Here is a 17573-nt window from a genome sequence, read left to right as displayed (position 1 = left end):
CGGACACCGGGCCCGGCCCCGAGGGCCGGGACGTGGATCGGGACGTGGATCGGGACGAGGAGCACGGCCGGGACCGCGCGGGAGGGGGCGCCGGGTACGAGGAGGCCCCCCGGGCCGCCGCCGTGGCGGGTCCCGAGGGGCAGTGACGCCGCGGCCCTACTGGTGGCGGTAGCGCCGGTACAGCAGCATCCCGCCGAGGAGCAGGGCGCCGGTGCCGGGCAGCAGGTAGCCGAGGCCGTCGGACCCGGTGTGGGCGAGCGCCCCCGGCGTCCGCTCCACCTCCTGTTCCGGCGCGGGCGGGGTCGGGCGCGGCGGCGTCGGCTTCTCCACGGGCTTGGTCGGCTGCGCGGGCTCGACGGGCTTGGTGGGCTCGGTGGGCTGCGGCGGCTTGGCCCCGCTGGGCACCTCCGCGTTGACGGAGCTGTTGCCCGTGGAGGGGTTGCCGACGCCGACGAGGTTCACCGAGTTGCCGCTGATGTTGACGGGGAGCTTGACGGGCAACTGGATCGCGTTTCCGGTCACCACCCCGGGGGAGTCCTTCGCGGTTCCGTCGGCGTGGGCACCGCCGCTGGTGGCGGACCCGGATCCCGCCGACGGGGCGGGGTCGGCGTTCGTACAGCGGTTGCCCGCGGCCGGGTTGAGCAGGCCGACGATGCTGACCGTGTTCCCGCACACGTTGACGGGCGAGTGAATGGGCAGCTGTACCAGGTTTCCGGCCAGCAGCCCCGGCGAGCGCTCGGTCTTCCCGCTCGCGTCCGCGTCGGCGTAGGCGAAGCCGCCCACACCCGCGACCGCGAGTCCGCCTCCCGCGACGACCGTCGCGATCAGGCCGTTCCGGCGACTGTGACGCATCAGTTTTCCTGCCTTCCGGAAAAGTTCACGGGTGCTGCACTGCACCCGCATAGGGAGACAACGCGTCAAAACCCGTTCGGGTTATAGAGCCGATAGGCATTTCACTCCATCGTGTAGCGGGTAGTGGCTGGTTCATGACCACCGATCGCCCGCTGCTCCTGCTCGACGTGGACGGCCCCCTCAACCCCTTCCGGTCCCGTCTGGCGGGCCTGCGCGGCTACACCAGCCACCGGATGCGGCCCACGGTCTGGATGTCGTACCGGAGCCCGGACTCGCGCCGGGCGCGGCGGGGCCTGAAGGTCCGCCTGCACCCGTCGCACGGCGCCCGACTGCTCGCCCTGCCGTTCGACCTGGCCTGGGCCACGACCTGGATGGACGAGGCCAACACCATGGTCGCCCCGCACATCGGGCTCCCCGGAGACCTGCCGTTCATCGAGTGGCCCGAGCTGTTCGCCCGCGACCCCGACGGGCTCTCGTGGAAGACCCGGTCGCTGGTCGCGTGGGCGGCCGGCCGCCCCTTCGCCTGGGTCGACGACATGATCAACGCGCGGGACCGGGCCTGGGTCGCCGCCCACCACCCGGCGCCCGCCCTGCTGCTGCGCATCCGCCCCCGCCACGGCCTGCGCGACCGGGACTTCACCGCCCTCGGCCGCTGGGCCGCCGGGATCAGTACGGGAGCGCGCTGACCGGGTCCGCGGACGGGCGGCCCGTGGGCCACCAGTCCTCTCCGCCCGGCCGGGTCTCGTACGCGTACCAGAGGCCGTCGCGGCCGAGCCGCAGCTGCCGGGTGCCCTCGGTCAACCGGTTCCGCTCGGGCCGGAACGATCCGCGGGAGGCCGCCAGGAGCGCCGGGCGGGCCCGGTCGAACGGGCCGGCCGGCGGATCCCAGGGCTCTTCCAGGGCGACGAGCGCGGGGAGGCCGCCCTGGCGCCAGGCCGCCGCGGCCCGGGCGAGGTCGGTCGTGGTGCGGCCGGTGGCCCGGGCCAGGTCCCGGTAGAGGGTCCGGGCGGCGCCGGTCAGGCCCGCGGTGTGGTGCGCCGACGCCAGGCGGACGGCGTCCTGCCACAGGGTGAGCCCGCCGATCGGGTCCTCGCCGGTGCGCAGGAGCGCGAGCGCGCGGGCGGCCGCATCCGTGGCGAGCTGGTCCAGCGCCAACGGGTCCGGCGCGCCCGGCACACCCGACTCGTCCGGGCAGGCGGGCGGCAGCCCCGGCACGGCGGGCGGGGCCGGCGGGGCCGGCAGCGGGGGCAGGGTGGTGCGGGCCAGCGCGGCGCGCGCCGGGACGCCGGGGAAGTCCGGTGCCGCGGCGGGCTGTTCACGCGCGGCGTGGGCGGCGTTGCGGCGGCCTAGCTCGTCGAGGAGCTCCCGCTCGCCCCGGCCGCGCAGGAGCAGCAGCAGGAACGGGTCCGCGTCGAGGAGGCGGGCGGCGCGGTAGCACAGGGCCGCGGCGTGCTTGCAGGGCGGACGGGCCGGGTCCGGGCAGGAGCAGCGCGGCAGGAGCTCGCCCGCCCCGGGCAGGATCCGCTCGGCCAGGGACTGCGGAACCTCCCGCTCCAGCAGGTCGGCCAGGGCCACCGGGTCCGCGGCGGCCGCCTCCAGCAGCTCGTCCCACCCGGCGGCGTCGAACGGGGTCAACGCCAGCTCCGTGCGGTACGGGCGGGCCCGGGTGCCCCGTACGTAGGCGACGATCCGGCCGGGCGTGACCGTGACCGCCTCGACGTGCCCCTCCGCCGCGTACGCACGGCCCCGGGCCAGGCGGGCCGGGTCCCGGGCCGCGAGCTCCAGGGCCGACACCCACGCCCGGCCCCACCAGCTGGCGGCGTCCCCGCCGGCGGGCACGGTCTCGAAGGTGCGGCGGCGGTCCTCCCGCGTGGTGATCATGCAGGCCTCCTCAGGGAGACGAGGTCGGCGAGCTCACGGTCGGTCAGCTCGGTCAGGGCCGCCTCCCCCGAACCGAGGACGGCGTCGGCCAGTGCCCGCTTCGACTCCAGCAGTTCGGCGATCCGGTCCTCCACGGTGCCCTCGGCGATGATCCGGTGGACCTGGACGGGCTGCACCTGGCCGATGCGGTAGGCCCGGTCGGTGGCCTGCTCCTCGACGGCCGGGTTCCACCAGCGGTCGAAGTGGACGACGTGTCCGGCGCGGGTGAGGTTGAGCCCGGTGCCGGCCGCCTTCAGCGACAGCACGAAGACCGGGACCTCCCCGGACTGGAAGCGGTCGACGAGCTCCTCGCGCTGCGCGACCGGGATCCCGCCGTGCAGGAACTGGTGGGAGATCCCGCGCGCCGACAGGTGCCGCTCGATGATCCGGCCCATCGTCACGTACTGGGTGAAGACCAGCACCGAGCCGTTCTCCGCGAGGATCGTGTCCAGCAGCTCGTCCAGGAGGGCCAACTTGCCGGAGCGGTGCGGGATCCGGGGCCGCTCCTCCTTCAGGTACTGCGCGGGGTGGTTGCATATCTGCTTCAGGGAAGCCAGCAGCTTCATGATCATGCCGCGCCGCTCGATCCCCTCGCTGGCCCCGATCACGGCCATCGCCTCGTCCACCGCGGCCTGGTACAGCGAGACCTGCTCGCGGGTGAGGGAGACCGGATGGTCGGTCTCCGTCTTCGGGGGCAGCTCGGGGGCGATGCCCGGATCGCACTTCCGGCGCCGCAGCAGGAACGGCCGGACGAGCGCCGCCAGCCGGGCCACCGCCGCCTCGTTGCCCCCGTCCTCCTCCTGCTGGTGCTCCACCGGCCGGGCGTGGCGCGCCCGGAAGGTCGTCAGCGGTCCCAGCAGGCCGGGGGTGGTCCAGTCGAGCAGCGCCCACAGCTCGGAGAGGTTGTTCTCCACCGGGGTGCCGGTGAGCGCCACCCGGGCCGGGGCGGGGATCGTGCGCAGCGCCTTCGCGGTCGCCGAGAGCGGGTTCTTCACGTGCTGCGCCTCGTCGGCGACGACCATGCCCCAGGCCTGTCCGGCGAGCCGGGCCGCGCTGGCGCGCATCGTCCCGTACGTGGTGAGGACGAATCCCCCGGCCAGCCCGTCGAGGCTGCGGCCGCCGCCGTGGAAGCGGCGCACCGGGACCCCGGGCGCGAACTTCTCGATCTCCCGCTGCCAGTTGCCCAGCAGCGAGGCCGGGCACACGACGAGGGTGGGCTCGGGGCGGTCCCGGTGCAGGTGGAGCGCGATCAGCGTGACGGTCTTGCCCAGGCCCATGTCGTCGGCGAGGCACCCGCCGAGGCCGAGCGAGGTCATCAGGTCCAGCCAGGCCAGGCCGCGCGCCTGGTAGTCGCGCAGGGTGGCCTTCAGCCCGGCGGGCTGCGGCAGCGGGGCGAGGTCGCCGGTCAGCCGCTCGCGCAGGGCGGCCAGGGCCCCGACCGGCACCGCCGCCACCTGCTGCCCGTCGACCTCGGCCGTGCCCGTCAGTACGGTCGCCAGCGCGTCCACCGGGTCCAGCAGGCCCAGGTCCCGCTTGCGGGCCTTGCGGACCAGCTCGGGGTCGACGCGCACCCACTGGTCACGCAGCCGCACCACCGGCCGGTGCGCGTCGGCGAGGGCCTCCATCTCGGACGGGGTGAGCCGGTCGCCGCCCAGGGCGAGTTCCCAGGAGAACGCGAAGAGGTGCTCGGCGTCGAAGAACGGGGTGCCGTCGATGGCGGAGCCGGGCGCGGTGGAACGGACGACGGCGGTCGCGGAGAGCGTACGGGCCAGCTCGCGCGGCCAGTGGACGGGGACCCCGGCGGCCGCCAGCCGGGTCGCGGCGGTGCCGAGGAGGTCTTCGAGCTCCGGGTCGGACAGCGGCAGCAGGTCGGGGACGGGCCGGTCCAGCAGGCGCAGCAGCGGCGGCCAGACGCGGGCGGCCCGGCGCAGTGCGAGGACGGCGTCGATGCGGGCGCGCGGCCCGAAGCCGGCGGGGGCGGCGCCGGCCCACAGCTGGGCGGCGTCGGTGACGAGCGTGGGGTCGGCCAGGCTGTGCACCTGGACGACGGCGGCGCCCGCCCGGCGCAGCTCCACCCGCCCGGCACCGTCCGCGCCGGGCCCCGCCTCCGCCCCGGCGCCCTGGTCCGCGCCGGCGCCCTCGTCCGCGCCGGCGCCCTCGTCCGCGCCGGCGCCCTCGCCGACACCGCCGTCCCCTGCGGTGTGTGCGTCGGCCCCGGTGCCCTGGTCGAAGAGGCTGAAGGAGGACAGGTCCAGCAGCAGCGAGATCCCCACGCCGGCGTCGGCGCCGGCCGCGACCTGCGCCGCCCAGTCCCGTATCCCGGGCACCCGCTGCGGCTCCTGGGCGGCGAACGGCAGCCCGGCGGCCACGGCCGCGGCGGGGGTGCGGGGCAGGCAGTCGGTGACGGCGTCGAGGAACGCCCGGACCAGGGCCTCCGGCTCGGGCAGCTGGAGCGGCCGGCGGCCGGGCAGGGGGGTGGCGTACCCCTCGTACGGGAGCGCGGCGGCGACCGCGCGGAGGTGGCCGATGTCCTCGGCGTCGAGCGGACCGGCCCGCCAGGCGTCGACGTCGTCGGGGGTGAGCCCCGGCAGCAGCCGGCCGCGGGCGGCGAGCGTGAGCGCATGGGTGGCGGCGGTGCCCCAGGCCCGGGTGGCCGGATGGGTGACGGCGGCGCGCGGGGCGTGGACCAGCAGGGGCAGTGCCTCGGCGACGGCCAGGATCACGGCGGGCACGGTCCGCGTGCGCGCCCCGGTGCCGTGCGGGCGCACCACCTCGATCCGGGTCTGCGCCCCCTCCGGAATGTCGGGCAGGGGGTCGCCGTCCGGCGCCCAGAACGCGATGCGGCCCTGGCGCGGGACGGGGGCGGGCAGGAAGACGGCGGCGTGGCGCAGCAGTGCCTGCTGCGGCGGTTGCGGTGTCACCATGCCCCCTTTCCTGCCGTTGCGTCGGTCGGACCACGTCTTCCGCCGAGTTTAGGCGCGCACGCTGACAATCCCCGCTGACCTGCGCGTTCCCCGGGGCGCGGAAGGCCGGTGGCACCATGGGACGTAGGCCCTGTACGACCGTTGCAACGCGACGAGGCGATGTGCCCATGCGTACCGGAAACGAGCCGGTGACCGCCCGCAGTCCGCTGCGGCTGCGGTTCTGGCTGAGCGTGTGGGGGCTGGTCTGGGCCACCGCGGGAACGGTTCTGTTCTCCCTGGCCGGCCGCCCCGGGTGGGCGGCGGCGTGCGGAGCGGTCGCGGTGCTGGCGACGGTGGACATGGCCGTGGTGGTCCACCACATCCACCAGGGTCCGCACTACCAGCCCGGCCGGAACATCCCCCCGTACGAGCCCCCGCGCCGGTAGCCGGTGGCCGACCGTCCCGTGCACAGGGCCTGACCGGCCCGCGCGCAAGGTGGCGCGGGCGTCGCGCAGGACCCGGTCAGGAGGGGCTCGGGCCGTCGAAGCCGGCGGCCGCCAGGTAGTCCGGCTGGGGGTCGAGGGCGGCGGCGAGCCGGAAGTGCCTGCGGGCCTGATCGGGCCGGCCCGCGCGTTCATGGGTGCGGGCCAGCGCGAAGTGCGCGAACGCGTTGTCCGGTTCCCGCTCCACGATCAGCTCGAACTCCCGGGTCGCGCGCCGTAGTTGGGCGGACGCGAAGTACGCCCGGGCACGCAGCAGCCGGGCCGCGCCGCTCTCCGGGTGCGCGGCGATGACCGAGTCGAGCAGCTTCACCGCGCCGTGCGGGTCGCGGGCGGCGAGCAGCCGCTCGGCGGCCCGGAAGTCGATGACGTGCGTCTCCGGGGACGAGGGCGGTGAGCCGGGCGGGGGAACCTGCGGCACGCTGTCGGTCACGGTCTGCTCCTTCCCCTTCCTCGCGCGTTCCACGCGATCGGGCGCCGGTCAGCCTTCGGCGGCCGCTGCCTTCGCCCGGGTGGTCAGCTCGTCCCACACGGCGCGCACCTGCGGTTCCAGCGCTTCCAGCGGCCCGTCGTTGTCGATCACGAGGGTCGCCACGGCGAGCCGCTGTTCCCGGGTGGCCTGTGCGGCCATCCGGGCCCGGGCCTCGTCCTCGGCCATCCCGCGCAGGGCGGTCAGCCGGGCGAGCTGCGTCTGCGGGGCCGCGTCGACGACCACCACGAGGTCGTACAGCGGGGCGAGGCCGTTCTCCGTGAGCAGTGGTACGTCGTGCACCACGATCGCGTCGGGGCCCGCGGCGGCCTCCAGCTCGGCCGACCTGGCCCGGACCAGCGGGTGGACGATGCCGTTGAGGGTCCGGAGCTTCTCCTGGTCGGCGAAGACGATGGACCCCAGACCGGGGCGGTCGAGCGTCCCCTCGGGGGTCAGTACGGACTCCCCGAAGGCCGCGACGACCGCCGCCAGGCCGGGCGTGCCGGGTTCGACGACCTCCCGCGCGATGCGGTCGGAGTCGACGAGGACCGCCCCGTACCCCGCGAGCAGCCGCGAGACCTCGCTCTTGCCGGCACCGATGCCGCCGGTGAGTCCTACCCTGAGCACGCCTGTGCCTCCACCCCTCGTCCCCGTCTGCTCCCCGCCCGTGCGGGAAAGCCGCCACCGGCGCCCGCGAGCGCCCAGGCTAGCGGATCGTCGACGGGCGGGAGCGGTCAGCCCTCGCCCTCGCGTTCCGCGAGGAACCGCTCGAACTCACGGCCGATCTCGTCGGCGGACGGGATCTCCACCGGCTCGGCGATCATGTTGCCGCGGGTCTCGGCGCCGGCCGCCGCGTCGTACTGGTGCTCCAGGCCCTGGACCAGGGAGACGAGTTCCTCGTCTCCCTCCCGGATCTGCCGGTCGATCTCGGTCTGGGTGCGGTGGGCCTCGGTGCGCAGCGCGTGGGCCACGGCCGGCAGGACCAGCCCGGTGGCGGCGGTGATCGTCTCCAGCACGGTCAGCGCGGCGTCCGGGTACGGGGACCGGGCGATGTAGTGCGGTACGTGCGCCGCGACGCCCAGCACGTCGTGCCCGGCCTGGCCGAGGCGGAACTCGAGGAGCGATTCGGCGCTCCCGGGCACCTGGGCCTCGTCGAAGGGGCTGCGGTGGCCCGGCGTCAGGTCGGTCCGGTTGCCGTGCGGGGTGATGCCGACGGGCCGGGTGTGCGGGACGCCCATGGGGATGCCGTGGAAGTTGACCGAGAGCCGGACACCGAGGCGCTCGACGATCTGCCGCACGGCGACGGCGAAGCGCTCCCACTCCACGTCCGGCTCGGGGCCGGACAGCAGCAGGAACGGCGCGCCGGTGGCGTCCTGGACGAGGCGGACCTCCAGGCGGGGCTCCTCGAACTCCGTCCAGTGGTCGCGCCGGAAGGTCAGCAGCGGGCGCCGTGCCCGGTAGTCGACCAGCCGGTCGGCGTCGAACCGGGCGACGACCTGGTGGGGCAGGCTGTCGAGCAGCCGCTCGACGATCTGCTGCCCGGTCTCGCCCGCGTCGATGTACCCCTCGAAGTGGTAGAGCATGACCAGTCCGGCCGAGTCCTGGGCAAGCGCCACGTCGGCCACCGCCAGGCCCTTCGCGTCCCACTCGTACAAACCCTTTGGATCAAGCACCGTCACCGCTCCTCCTCGCCGCGTTCTCTGCCCTGAACGTCCAAGGGGGGCCGCACCATTCCCCGTTCGGGGCGATTCACGGGAACGCACCGCGGGACGGCGGCAGAACAGCGGCAAGGCCCGCCCCCCGAAGGGGACGGGCCTTGCTTTCAGCTCAGCTCACTCCCGGATCGCTCCGGGTGTGCGCGGTGTGCTGCGATCCTGCGATCAGCTCTGGCCGCCGGCCAGCTTCTCGCGGAGCGCGGCCAGGGCCTCGTCGGAGGCCAGGGCGCCCGAGGTCTCGTCCGACTCCGAGGAGTAGGAGCCACCCGAGATGCCCGCACCGGCGTTGCCGGCGGCCGGGGCGGCAGCACCCTCGGCAGCGGCGGCCTCGTCGGCCTCGCGGCTCTTGATGACCTGGGCCTGGTGCTGCTCGAAGCGAGCCTGCGCCTCGGCGTACTGGCGCTCCCAGGCCTCGCGCTGCGCCTCGTAGCCCTCGAGCCAGTCGTTGGTCTCGGGGTCGAAGCCCTCGGGGTAGATGTAGTTGCCCTGGTCGTCGTAGGACGCGGCCATGCCGTACAGGGTCGGGTCGAACTCGACCGACGCCGGGTCGGCACCGAAGGACTCGTTGGCCTGCTTCAGGGACAGCGAGATCCGGCGACGCTCCAGGTCGATGTCGATGACCTTGACGAAGATCTCGTCGTTGACCTGGACGACCTGCTCCGGGATCTCCACGTGGCGCTCGGCCAGCTCGGAGATGTGGACCAGGCCCTCGATGCCCTCGTCCACGCGGACGAACGCACCGAACGGAACCAGCTTGGTGACCTTACCCGGGACGACCTGACCGATCTGGTGGGTCCGGGCGAACTGCTGCCACGGGTCCTCCTGGGTCGCCTTCAGCGACAGGGAGACGCGCTCGCGGTCCATGTCGACGTCGAGGACCTCGACGGTGACCTCCTGGCCGACCTCGACGACCTCGGACGGGTGGTCGATGTGCTTCCAGGACAGCTCGGAGACGTGGACCAGACCGTCGACGCCACCCAGGTCCACGAAGGCACCGAAGTTGACGATCGAGGAGACGACGCCGGAGCGGACCTGACCCTTCTGCAGGGTGGTGAGGAACGTCTGGCGGACCTCGGACTGGGTCTGCTCCAGCCAGGCGCGGCGGGACAGGACCACGTTGTTGCGGTTCTTGTCCAGCTCGATGATCTTCGCCTCGAGCTCCTTGCCCACGTAGGGCTGGAGGTCGCGGACACGGCGCATCTCGACCAGGGAGGCCGGGAGGAAGCCGCGGAGGCCGATGTCGAGGATGAGACCACCCTTGACGACCTCGATGACGGTACCGGTGACGATGCCGTCCTCTTCCTTGATCTTCTCGATGGTGCCCCAGGCACGCTCGTACTGGGCGCGCTTCTTCGAGAGGATCAGGCGGCCTTCCTTGTCCTCCTTCTGGAGAACCAGGGCCTCGATCTCGTCGCCGACCTTGACGACCTCGTTCGGGTCGACGTCGTGCTTGATCGAGAGCTCGCGGCTCGGGATGACGCCTTCGGTCTTGTAGCCGATGTCGAGCAGGACCTCGTCCCGGTCGACCTTCACGATGACGCCGTCGACGATGTCGCCGTCGTTGAAGTACTTGATCGTCTCGTCGATCGCGGCGAGGAAGGCTTCCTCGTTACCGATGTCGTTGACCGCAACCTGCGGAGTGGTGGCGGTGGTCTCGGTGCTGCTCGTCATGTGGGAAAGGGCTCCGGTACGGACATGAAGTCGTAGGTACTGCTACGCCGGGAGCCCTTATCGGCATCTGCCGAAGAAGCCGGACAGCCAAGGAAGCCCAAGTCCGCCAAAGGCGGCACGGGCCTCGAGAACCGAGGGGACATCAACAGATGCAAGCGCAGCCTGCTAGGTCTGAGGAGCACAGGCTCGCAGCGCAACTTGTAGCATACGGGGACGGCCGGACAGGGTCAATGCGCGAAGGCGCACAGCCCGGGCGGATCACCGCACAACCGGCACAATTCATGGGCGGGCAGGCGCGAAACGCCTCCCCGACCTCTTTCGCAGACTACGACGACGGGCCCCATGAACCAAGAGGACTACGCCCCCGAACACGTGCCCGGCGCCCCTGGCGAGACCGGGGACGACGCCGTCGCCACGCGGCGTGACACCGACGACGCGGAGAGCAGCCGGGCGAGCCGCTCCTGGTGGGACCGCAACGCGGACGACTACCAGCGCGAGCACGGAGCCTTCCTCGGCGACGACCGCTTCGTGTGGGGCCCCGAGGGCCTGGACGAGGCCGACGCCGCCCTCCTCGGCCCCACGGACTCCCTCAAGGGCAAGGTCGTCCTGGAGATCGGCGCCGGCGCCGCCCAGTGCTCCCGCTGGCTCGCCGCCCAGGGGGCCCTCCCGGTGGCCCTCGACCTCTCCCACCGCCAGCTCCAGCACGCCCTGCGCATCGACGGCGGCACGGTCCCCCTGGTGGAGGCGGACGCCGGGCGGCTGCCCTTCCGCGACGGCTCCTTCGACCTGGCCTGCTCCGCGTACGGGGCCGTGCCCTTCGTCGCCGACCCGGTGAACGTCATGCGGGAGGTGCACCGCGTCCTGCGCCCCGGCGGCCGCTGGGTCTTCTCCGTCACCCACCCCGTCCGGTGGGCCTTCCCGGACGAGCCCGGCCCCGAGGGGCTGTCCGTGGCGGCCTCGTACTTCGACCGGACCCCGTACGTGGAGCAGGACGCGCAGGGGAACGCCGTGTACGTCGAGCACCACCGCACCCTCGGCGACCGGGTCCGGGACGTGGTGGCGGGCGGCTTCCGCCTGCTCGACCTGGTGGAGCCGGAGTGGCCCGCCTGGAACAGCCAGGAGTGGGGCGGCTGGTCCCCGCTGCGCGGCAACCTGATCCCCGGAACCGCGATCTTCGTGTGCGAGCGGGCGGACGGAGCCTGAGCCGTGCCCGTACGCACCTCCGCCCTCGACACCCTCCCCGTACGGGAGGCACTGCCCGCGCTCGCCTCGGCCCTGGACGGCCACGGTGCGGCGGTGCTGTGCGCCCCGCCCGGCACCGGCAAGACCACGCTGGTGCCGCTGGCCCTGGCCGGGCTGGTCGGCGACGGGCCGCGGCGCCGGGTGATCGTCGCCGAGCCCCGGCGGATCGCCGCCCGGGCCGCGGCGCGGCGGATGGCCTGGCTGCTGGGCGGGGACAGCGTGGGCGGCGCGGTCGGCTACACCGTGCGCGGGGAGCGGGCCGTGGGCCCCGACACGGTGGTGGAGGTGGTCACCACCGGTGTCCTGCTGCAGCGCCTGCAACGGGACCAGGAGCTGTCCGGGGTGGACGTGGTCGTCCTGGACGAGTGTCACGAGCGGCACCTGGACGCCGACACCGCCGCCGCGTTCCTGCTGGACGTACGGGAGACCCTGCGCCCGGAGCTGCGGCTGGTCGCGGCGTCGGCGACGACCGACGCGGAAGGCTGGGCGCGGCTGCTCGGCGGTGCTCCGGTGGTGCGGGCGGACGGGGTCTCGTACCCGGTGGAGACGGTCTGGGCCCCGCCGGCCCGGCCGGTGCGGCCGCCGCACGGGATGCGGGTGGACCCAGCGCAGCTGGCGCACGTGGCTGCGGTGGTGCGGCGGGCGCTGGCCGAGCGCGCCGGGGACGTGCTGTGCTTCCTGCCCGGCACCGGCGAGATCGGCCGGGTGGCCGGGCTGCTGGCCGGGGTCGGGGCGGAGGTGCTGCAGGTCCACGGCCGGGCTCCGGCGGCGGTCCAGGACGCGGCGCTGACACCGGCCGGGCACCGCAGGGTGATCCTCTCCACGGCGGTGGCGGAGTCGAGCCTGACCGTGCCCGGGGTGCGGGTGGTGGTGGACTCCGGGCTGGCCCGCGAGCCGCGGACGGACCACGCGCGGGGCCTGGGCGCGCTGACGACCGTACGGGCCTCCCGCGCGGCGGCCCGGCAGCGGGCGGGGCGTGCGGGCCGCGAGGCGCCGGGGACGGTGTACCGGTGCTGGGCGGAGGCGGAGCACGGGCGGCTGCCGGCGTTTCCGGCCCCGGAGATACGGCTGGCGGACCTGACCGCGTTCGCGCTGCACGCCGCCTGCTGGGGGGATCCCGACGCATCGGGACTGGCCCTGCTGGACCCGCCGCCGGCGGGGGCGATGGCGGCGGCGCGGTCCGTGCTGTCCGCGGTGGGCGCGCTGGACGCGGCCGGGCGGGTCACGCCGCGGGGTGCGGCCATGTCCCGGGTCGGCCTGCACCCGCGGTTGGCCCGCGCCCTGCTGGACGGGGCGACGGCGCTGGGCGGCGGACGGCGGGTGGCCGAGGTGGTGGCACTGCTGAGCGAGGAGCCGCCGCGGGAGTACGGGGACGACCTCGTCGCGGCCTGGCGCACCGCGCGGGCCGGGGGCGCGCGGGGCGCCGCAGCCGCTGGGGGCGCGCGGGGCGGGGGCGACGGCTATGCGGGGCGTTGGCGCGCCGAGGCCGGGCGGCTGGCCGCGGCGTTGGCCGCCACGGAGACCTCCCCCACCCCGCCCCTTCCCGCCGTATCCGATGCCCGCTGCGCGGCGGGCGGGGGCGTTCCGACGGCGGACGACCACGTCGCCGGGCTCGTCGTCGCGCTCGCGTTCCCCGAGCGCGTGGCCCGCGCCCGCGGCCGGGGCCAGTACCTCATGGCTTCCGGCACCGGAGCCGCCCTCCCGGACGGCTCCCGGCTCGCCACCGCCGGCGAGTGGCTCGCCGTCGCCGTCGCCGACCGCAGCACCGGCTCGGCCGACGCCCGCGTCCGACTGGCCGCCGTCCTCGACGAGGCCACGGCCCGGGCCGCGGCCGAACACCTGTTCTCCGCCTGCGAGGAGGTGCGCTGGGAAGCCGGAGACGTGGTCGCCCGCGCAGTGCAACGCCTCGGCGCGATCGAGCTCACCGCCCGCCCCCTGCGCGACCCGGACCCCGCCCTGGTGCGCCGCGCCCTGCTGGAGGGGCTCGCGGCCGAGGGTCCGGGCGTGCTGCTGCGCTGGTCCGCGGAGGCCCTGGCCCTGCGCGAGCGCCTCGCGTTCCTGCACCGCACCCTGGGCGCCCCCTGGCCGGACGTGTCCCACGCCGCCCTGCTGGCCCGCCCGGCGGAGGACTGGCTGGAGCCCGAGCTGTCCTCGGCCCGCCGCCGCGCGGACCTGGCGCGGGTCGACGCCGGCCAGGCCCTGACCCGGCTGCTGCCCTGGGCCACGGGCGAGGCCGCCCGCCTGGACGAGCTGGCCCCGGAGCGGATCGAGGTGCCCAGCGGCTCCCGGATCCGGGTGGACTACTCGGCCGAGCAACCCGTGCTGGCGGTCAAGCTGCAGGAGTTGTTCGGGCTGGCGCAGACGCCCCGGGTGGCGGGGGTGCCCGTACTCGTGCACCTGCTGTCGCCGGCCGGGCGGCCCGCGGCGGTCACCGCGGACCTGGCCTCGTTCTGGCAGGGCGGCTACCGCGCCGTGCGCGCCGAGCTCCGCGGCCGCTACCCCAAGCACCCCTGGCCGGAGGATCCGGCGACGGCCGAGCCGACCCGGCACACCAACGCCCGCCTCAGGCGCTGACCTCCGCCCCGGCCCCGGCGGCGGGGGCGGTGCGGCGGCCGCGGGCCTCCAGCCACAGGGCCGCGCCGAGCAGCGCGAGCCCGGCGGCGGCCAGGCCGGCGGGGGCGTACGTGTGGAGGGCGAGGACCTTGGCCCGGTTCGACCGGACCAGGTCGACGGTGTACCGGCTGTAGTCCTCGCGCATCTTGACGTGCCCGGCGAAGACGGTGAGCCGGCCCTCCGGCGCCCCGGCGGCGATCCCGCCGCGCATCTCCTGCTCGACGACCTGCTCGGCGTTGACGGGCGCCCCGGTGACCGGGTCGACCCAGAACATCGCCTTGGCCTGGTACCAGAGGCTGGTGCCGGTGCTCTGTTCGAAGGTCGCCGGGTCGATGCCCTCGATCGGCATCTTCTTGGGCAGGGGGACCTTCGTCCAGGGCACGTGCTGCTCGTAGTAGTACACGTCCATGCCGCGGAACGTGCGCGGGCCGACGTAGTGGATGGGAGTGGAGGTGCGGGTCTGGGCGTCGAAGTAGAGGTAGTCGCGCGGCTCGGCGAAGAACGGCCACTTGAACTCGATGCCCTCGCGCTTGACGGGGTCGCCGTCGACGGCCTCGCCGGCGGCGTGCACGGGTTCCTGGGTGTGGGCGTCGAAGACGTAGCGCTCGGGGATCTGGGAGACCGTCTTCCCGTCGGGGCCGGCGATGTGGGACAGGGTGTCCCAGACGACGACGTCCCTGCCCGTGCTCGCCTCGATCTCCCGCGACGCCTCGACGTTGCCCTTGAGGGTCTGGACGATCGTGACCTTGTCGACCTTCTTCGGCTGCATGCCGCCGGTGTAGTCGAGGAGGGTGGCGTCCTTCGCCTCCAGGACCATCTCCTGGTACTGGTTCGGCGGGATCTTGGCCAGCCGGGGGTAGGCGTACCAGCGCAGCAGGGGTGCGAGGGCGGTGCAGAACACCGCGAGGGCGATGAGGACGAGGCTCGCTCGGCGTCGCACGTCCTGCCTCCTCACCGCTGTCCGGGCGCGGCGGGCGCGGTGGTGAGCAGCGGTCTGGGCGAGGTCTCGCCTTCCTGCGACCCGAGCGCCGTGAGGGCGAACGCGAGGGCCAGCGCGGCGGCAAGGCCGATGGCGGCGGCGGCGAGTGCGCGCATACCGGGCCTCCGGATCTGATGGAGCGTCAGGGCGGAGGCACGGTAGCAACGCGCGTGCGAGATGAGAACCGTTCGGCTACGGGGTGTGCGTGCCGCTCCGCGTCGCGGTCGGGGAGGGGGACGCGGACGGCGTTCCGGACGGCTTGGCGGCGGAGGGCGTGGGCCGGACGCTCGCGGTGGGGCTGGGCGTGGGCCGGGGGGTGGCCGTGGGCTTCGGCGTGGGAGTGGGAGTGGGCGTCGGCTTGGGAGTGGGCGTCGGCTTGGGCGTCGGCGTCGGCGTGGGCAACGGAGTCGGCGGCGCGGGCGGGGTCGGCGTGGGCGTGGGGCTCGGGGTGGGCTTCGGACTCGGCGTGGGGGTCGGCGTCGGCCTGGGGCTCGGCGTCGGGGACGGCGTGGGCGTGGGCTTCGGCTGCGGCTTCGCCGGTGTGCTCGCGCCGCCTCCTGCGTTCGGGACCTCGTGCGCCCCCTTGAGGTAGTAGGCGAACCAGGACCGCACCGTCCGCAGGTACTCCGAGGAGTGGTTGTAGGAGAGCACCGCCCGGTCCAGGTCCGCGCCCACGCGCAGGTCGCGGCTGCCCGCGCACAGGTAGCGCCCGGCGGCGAGGGCCGCGTCGTACACGTTGCCGGGGTTGCGCAGGCCGTCGCCGTCGGCGTCCTGGCCCCAGGCGGCCCAGGTGGACGGGATGAACTGCATGGGCCCGACCGCGCGGTCGTAGGCGCTGTCGCCGTCGTAACGGCCGCCGTCCGTGTCCCGGATCGTCGCGAAGCCGTTGCCGTTCAGGACCGGCCCGAGGACCGGGCGCAGGGTGGTGCCGGCGGCGTCGACGCGCCCGCCGCCCGCGTGCCCGGACTCGACCTTGCCGATCGCCGCGAGGAGTTGCCAGCGCAGCCCGCAGCCCGGATCGGTGCGGCCGATCCGGTCCTCGGCCTGCTGGTACGCGGCCAGCAGGGTCGCCGGTATCCCCTGCGCCCCCGGCGCACCGCCCATGGCGACGGGCTGGTGGGGCGATCCGGCCGTCCCTCCGGGGGCGGCCGGCGGGGTCTGCGCGCCCTCCGGCGCCGGGGCGGTCGGCGGCTCCGGGCTGGTGAGGGGCGGGAGTTCGGTGAGGTACGCGCCGTCGCCGCCGTCCGCTCCGACGGCCGCCGGGGGCGCCGCGGCCTGCGCGGCGCTCTCCCCGGCGGGGGCCGCACGGTAACCGGGCGGGGCCTGCGAGGCGGTCACCGCGGCCGCCACCAGAGCGCACGCCACGGCGGCGGTCCCTCCCCTGCGCAGCCTGCCACCAGCCGTCCAACGAGCCGACATGAGCCGGTCCCCTCCCCCTCGACGTCGGCGTGACCCTACGTCAGCTCCCTTCACACCGCACCGATCAGTGCCCGGGCTTCACCACTTCCCCACGTCATGTGCAGGTCACGCATACTGTCCGGACCCGGTTCGAGACGCATTGGGTCGAAGTAAAGCCGCCGTCACGCGGCGTGACCCGGTGCCCGCCCGAGCCGACAACCGCCGAACCACCAAGAGGTGCCGTGCCGTTCACCCTCAGCCATGCCGCCGCCGTCCTGCCCGCCGTCCGCCGCACCGGCCGTGCGCGCGGCCCGCTCGTCGCCTCCGCGCTCGTCCTTGGCTCGTTCGCACCCGACACGTTCTACTTCGCGGACGCGGTCGTCGGCGGCGTCATGCAGTACGGGGCGTTCACGCACTCGCTGCCCGGCGTGCTGACCGCGGACGCCGCCTTGACCACCGTTCTCGCGGCGTGCTGGCTGCTGTTGCGCGAACCGCTGGTCGCGCTGCTGCCGCGGACCCGTCGGGGCCGGGTCCACGCCCTGCTCCGGGGTGAGGACTGGCGGGGCGGGCCGGGCGGCCGGGGCGCGCGGCGGCCGGCGGTGCTCGCGCTGTGGTTCTACCTCTCGGCGGTGCTGGGCTCGCTCACGCACGTGGTGTGGGACAGCTTCACGCACCTGGACCGGTGGGGGACGAACGCCCTGCCCTGGCTCGGCGAGCCGATCGCGTACGGGTACCCGCTCTACACCTACCTGCAGTACGGCTCGTCGGCGGTCGCGGCCGGCGGGCTGCTCTGGTTCGCGGCGACGGCCCTGCGCCGGATGCCCGACCGGCCCGTGCCCGCGGCGGTGCCGGTCCTGAGCCGGGCCGAGGTACTGGGCTCGGCCCTCCTCGTCGCCGGGTGCGTGGCCGCCGGGGTGACGACGCGGGTGATGCGCTTCTTCACGTTCTACGACCGGGTCCGCTCGCCCCTCGACATCGTCCCGACCGTCTGCTTCGGCGCGGGCGCCGGCCTCGCGGTGGGCCTGCTGCTGTACGGGGTGCTGGTGCGGCTGCGGCACCGCCGCCCGGGCCGTGGCGGGGACGACCGGGACCACCGGGACCACCGGGACGACCGGAACGACGGCAACGGCCCGGGCTCCCGGCACCCGGCGGGCTCGGAGTCACCCGAGCCCCTCCGCGCCAGGTAGCCCGTACACCTGCACGCGGGGGCGGCCCCCCCCCCCCGGGGCGGGGGGGCCCCCGCGCGCGCCGCCCCGGGGCCGGTGGGCCCCCCACCCTGGCCCCCCGCCCCCGCCCCCGCGCACCCCCCCG

Annotated in this window: 15 protein-coding genes; 5 read left to right on the top strand and 10 right to left on the bottom strand. The window is 75.1% G+C overall.

What is annotated here, in order from left to right; translation table 11 throughout:
- Positions 1-156: 156 nt before the first annotated feature.
- The gene (locus tag ACFVGY_RS25995; protein WP_385681268.1) at positions 157-852 is read right to left on the bottom strand and encodes a chaplin; all 696 of its coding nucleotides are present in this window, start codon (positions 850-852) and stop codon (positions 157-159) included.
- 134 nt (positions 853-986) lie between these two features.
- Between ACFVGY_RS25995 and ACFVGY_RS25990 the strand changes: the two genes are divergently transcribed.
- Positions 987-1538 carry a hypothetical protein gene (locus ACFVGY_RS25990; RefSeq protein ID WP_385681266.1) on the top strand — a complete coding sequence of 184 codons (552 nt, stop codon included), beginning with the start codon at positions 987-989 and terminating at the stop codon, positions 1536-1538.
- On the opposite strand, the gene ACFVGY_RS25985 is transcribed toward ACFVGY_RS25990, so the two are convergent.
- Positions 1519-2733, bottom strand: a complete 1215-nt coding sequence (locus ACFVGY_RS25985; RefSeq protein WP_385681264.1) for a hypothetical protein — start codon at positions 2731-2733, stop codon at positions 1519-1521. The genes ACFVGY_RS25990 and ACFVGY_RS25985 overlap by 20 nt on opposite strands.
- The gene (locus ACFVGY_RS25980) at positions 2730-5696 is read right to left on the bottom strand and encodes a DEAD/DEAH box helicase (protein ID WP_385681262.1); all 2967 of its coding nucleotides are present in this window, start codon (positions 5694-5696) and stop codon (positions 2730-2732) included. Before ACFVGY_RS25980 ends, ACFVGY_RS25985 begins: the two co-directional genes overlap by 4 nt.
- Positions 5697-5863: 167 nt before the next feature.
- On the opposite strand from ACFVGY_RS25980, the gene ACFVGY_RS25975 reads away from it, so the two are divergent.
- Positions 5864-6121, top strand: coding sequence for a DUF6343 family protein (locus ACFVGY_RS25975; protein WP_385681260.1), 258 nt, complete (start codon positions 5864-5866; stop codon positions 6119-6121).
- A 76-nt stretch (positions 6122-6197) separates the two neighbouring features.
- Here ACFVGY_RS25975 and ACFVGY_RS25970 read toward each other — a convergent pair whose 3' ends face one another.
- The 4 genes from ACFVGY_RS25970 to rpsA all read right to left on the bottom strand — a co-directional run bounded on the left by ACFVGY_RS25970 (position 6198) and on the right by rpsA (position 10030).
- A complete protein-coding gene (locus tag ACFVGY_RS25970) occupies positions 6198-6608 on the bottom strand; it encodes a tetratricopeptide repeat protein (protein ID WP_385681259.1) in 411 nt (136 codons plus the stop codon).
- Positions 6609-6656: 48 nt separating this feature from the next.
- Positions 6657-7271: a dephospho-CoA kinase gene (gene coaE, locus ACFVGY_RS25965; RefSeq protein ID WP_385681257.1), complete on the bottom strand. Its 615-nt coding sequence runs from the start codon at positions 7269-7271 to the stop codon at positions 6657-6659.
- A 107-nt stretch (positions 7272-7378) separates the two neighbouring features.
- The gene (locus ACFVGY_RS25960; protein WP_385681256.1) at positions 7379-8317 is read right to left on the bottom strand and encodes a PAC2 family protein; all 939 of its coding nucleotides are present in this window, start codon (positions 8315-8317) and stop codon (positions 7379-7381) included.
- Positions 8318-8524: 207 nt separating this feature from the next.
- Positions 8525-10030 carry a 30S ribosomal protein S1 gene (gene rpsA, locus ACFVGY_RS25955; protein WP_179176975.1) on the bottom strand — a complete coding sequence of 502 codons (1506 nt, stop codon included), beginning with the start codon at positions 10028-10030 and terminating at the stop codon, positions 8525-8527.
- A 342-nt stretch (positions 10031-10372) separates the two neighbouring features.
- On the opposite strand from rpsA, the gene ACFVGY_RS25950 reads away from it, so the two are divergent.
- Together ACFVGY_RS25950 and hrpB are read left to right on the top strand one after the other, a co-directional pair.
- A complete protein-coding gene (locus tag ACFVGY_RS25950; protein ID WP_385681254.1) occupies positions 10373-11233 on the top strand; it encodes a class I SAM-dependent methyltransferase in 861 nt (286 codons plus the stop codon).
- A gap of 3 nt (positions 11234-11236) precedes the next feature.
- On the top strand, positions 11237-13846 hold the full coding sequence (gene hrpB / locus ACFVGY_RS25945; protein WP_385681252.1) for an ATP-dependent helicase HrpB: 2610 nt from the start codon (positions 11237-11239) through the stop codon (positions 13844-13846).
- On the opposite strand, the gene ACFVGY_RS25940 is transcribed toward hrpB, so the two are convergent.
- From ACFVGY_RS25940 to ACFVGY_RS25930, 3 genes are all read right to left on the bottom strand, one after another.
- On the bottom strand, positions 13836-14825 hold the full coding sequence (locus ACFVGY_RS25940; RefSeq protein ID WP_385681251.1) for a DUF3068 domain-containing protein: 990 nt from the start codon (positions 14823-14825) through the stop codon (positions 13836-13838). The genes hrpB and ACFVGY_RS25940 overlap by 11 nt on opposite strands.
- A gap of 11 nt (positions 14826-14836) precedes the next feature.
- The gene (locus tag ACFVGY_RS25935; protein WP_385681249.1) at positions 14837-14980 is read right to left on the bottom strand and encodes an SPW_0924 family protein; all 144 of its coding nucleotides are present in this window, start codon (positions 14978-14980) and stop codon (positions 14837-14839) included.
- A gap of 76 nt (positions 14981-15056) precedes the next feature.
- Positions 15057-16229 (bottom strand): lytic transglycosylase domain-containing protein, encoded by a 1173-nt coding sequence (locus tag ACFVGY_RS25930; protein ID WP_385681247.1) that lies wholly within the window; start codon positions 16227-16229, stop codon positions 15057-15059.
- Positions 16230-16504: 275 nt separating this feature from the next.
- Between ACFVGY_RS25930 and ACFVGY_RS25925 the strand changes: the two genes are divergently transcribed.
- Positions 16505-17449, top strand: a complete 945-nt coding sequence (locus tag ACFVGY_RS25925; RefSeq protein ID WP_385681245.1) for a DUF4184 family protein — start codon at positions 16505-16507, stop codon at positions 17447-17449.
- The last annotated feature ends 124 nt before the right edge of the window (positions 17450-17573 follow it).

Origin of the sequence: Streptomyces sp. NPDC127106 (assembly GCF_042677605.1) — a bacterium.
GTDB lineage: Bacteria > Actinomycetota > Actinomycetes > Streptomycetales > Streptomycetaceae > Streptomyces.
Note: the sequence above shows the minus strand (reverse complement) of the source record. Positions and strands in the feature narration are given on the sequence as shown.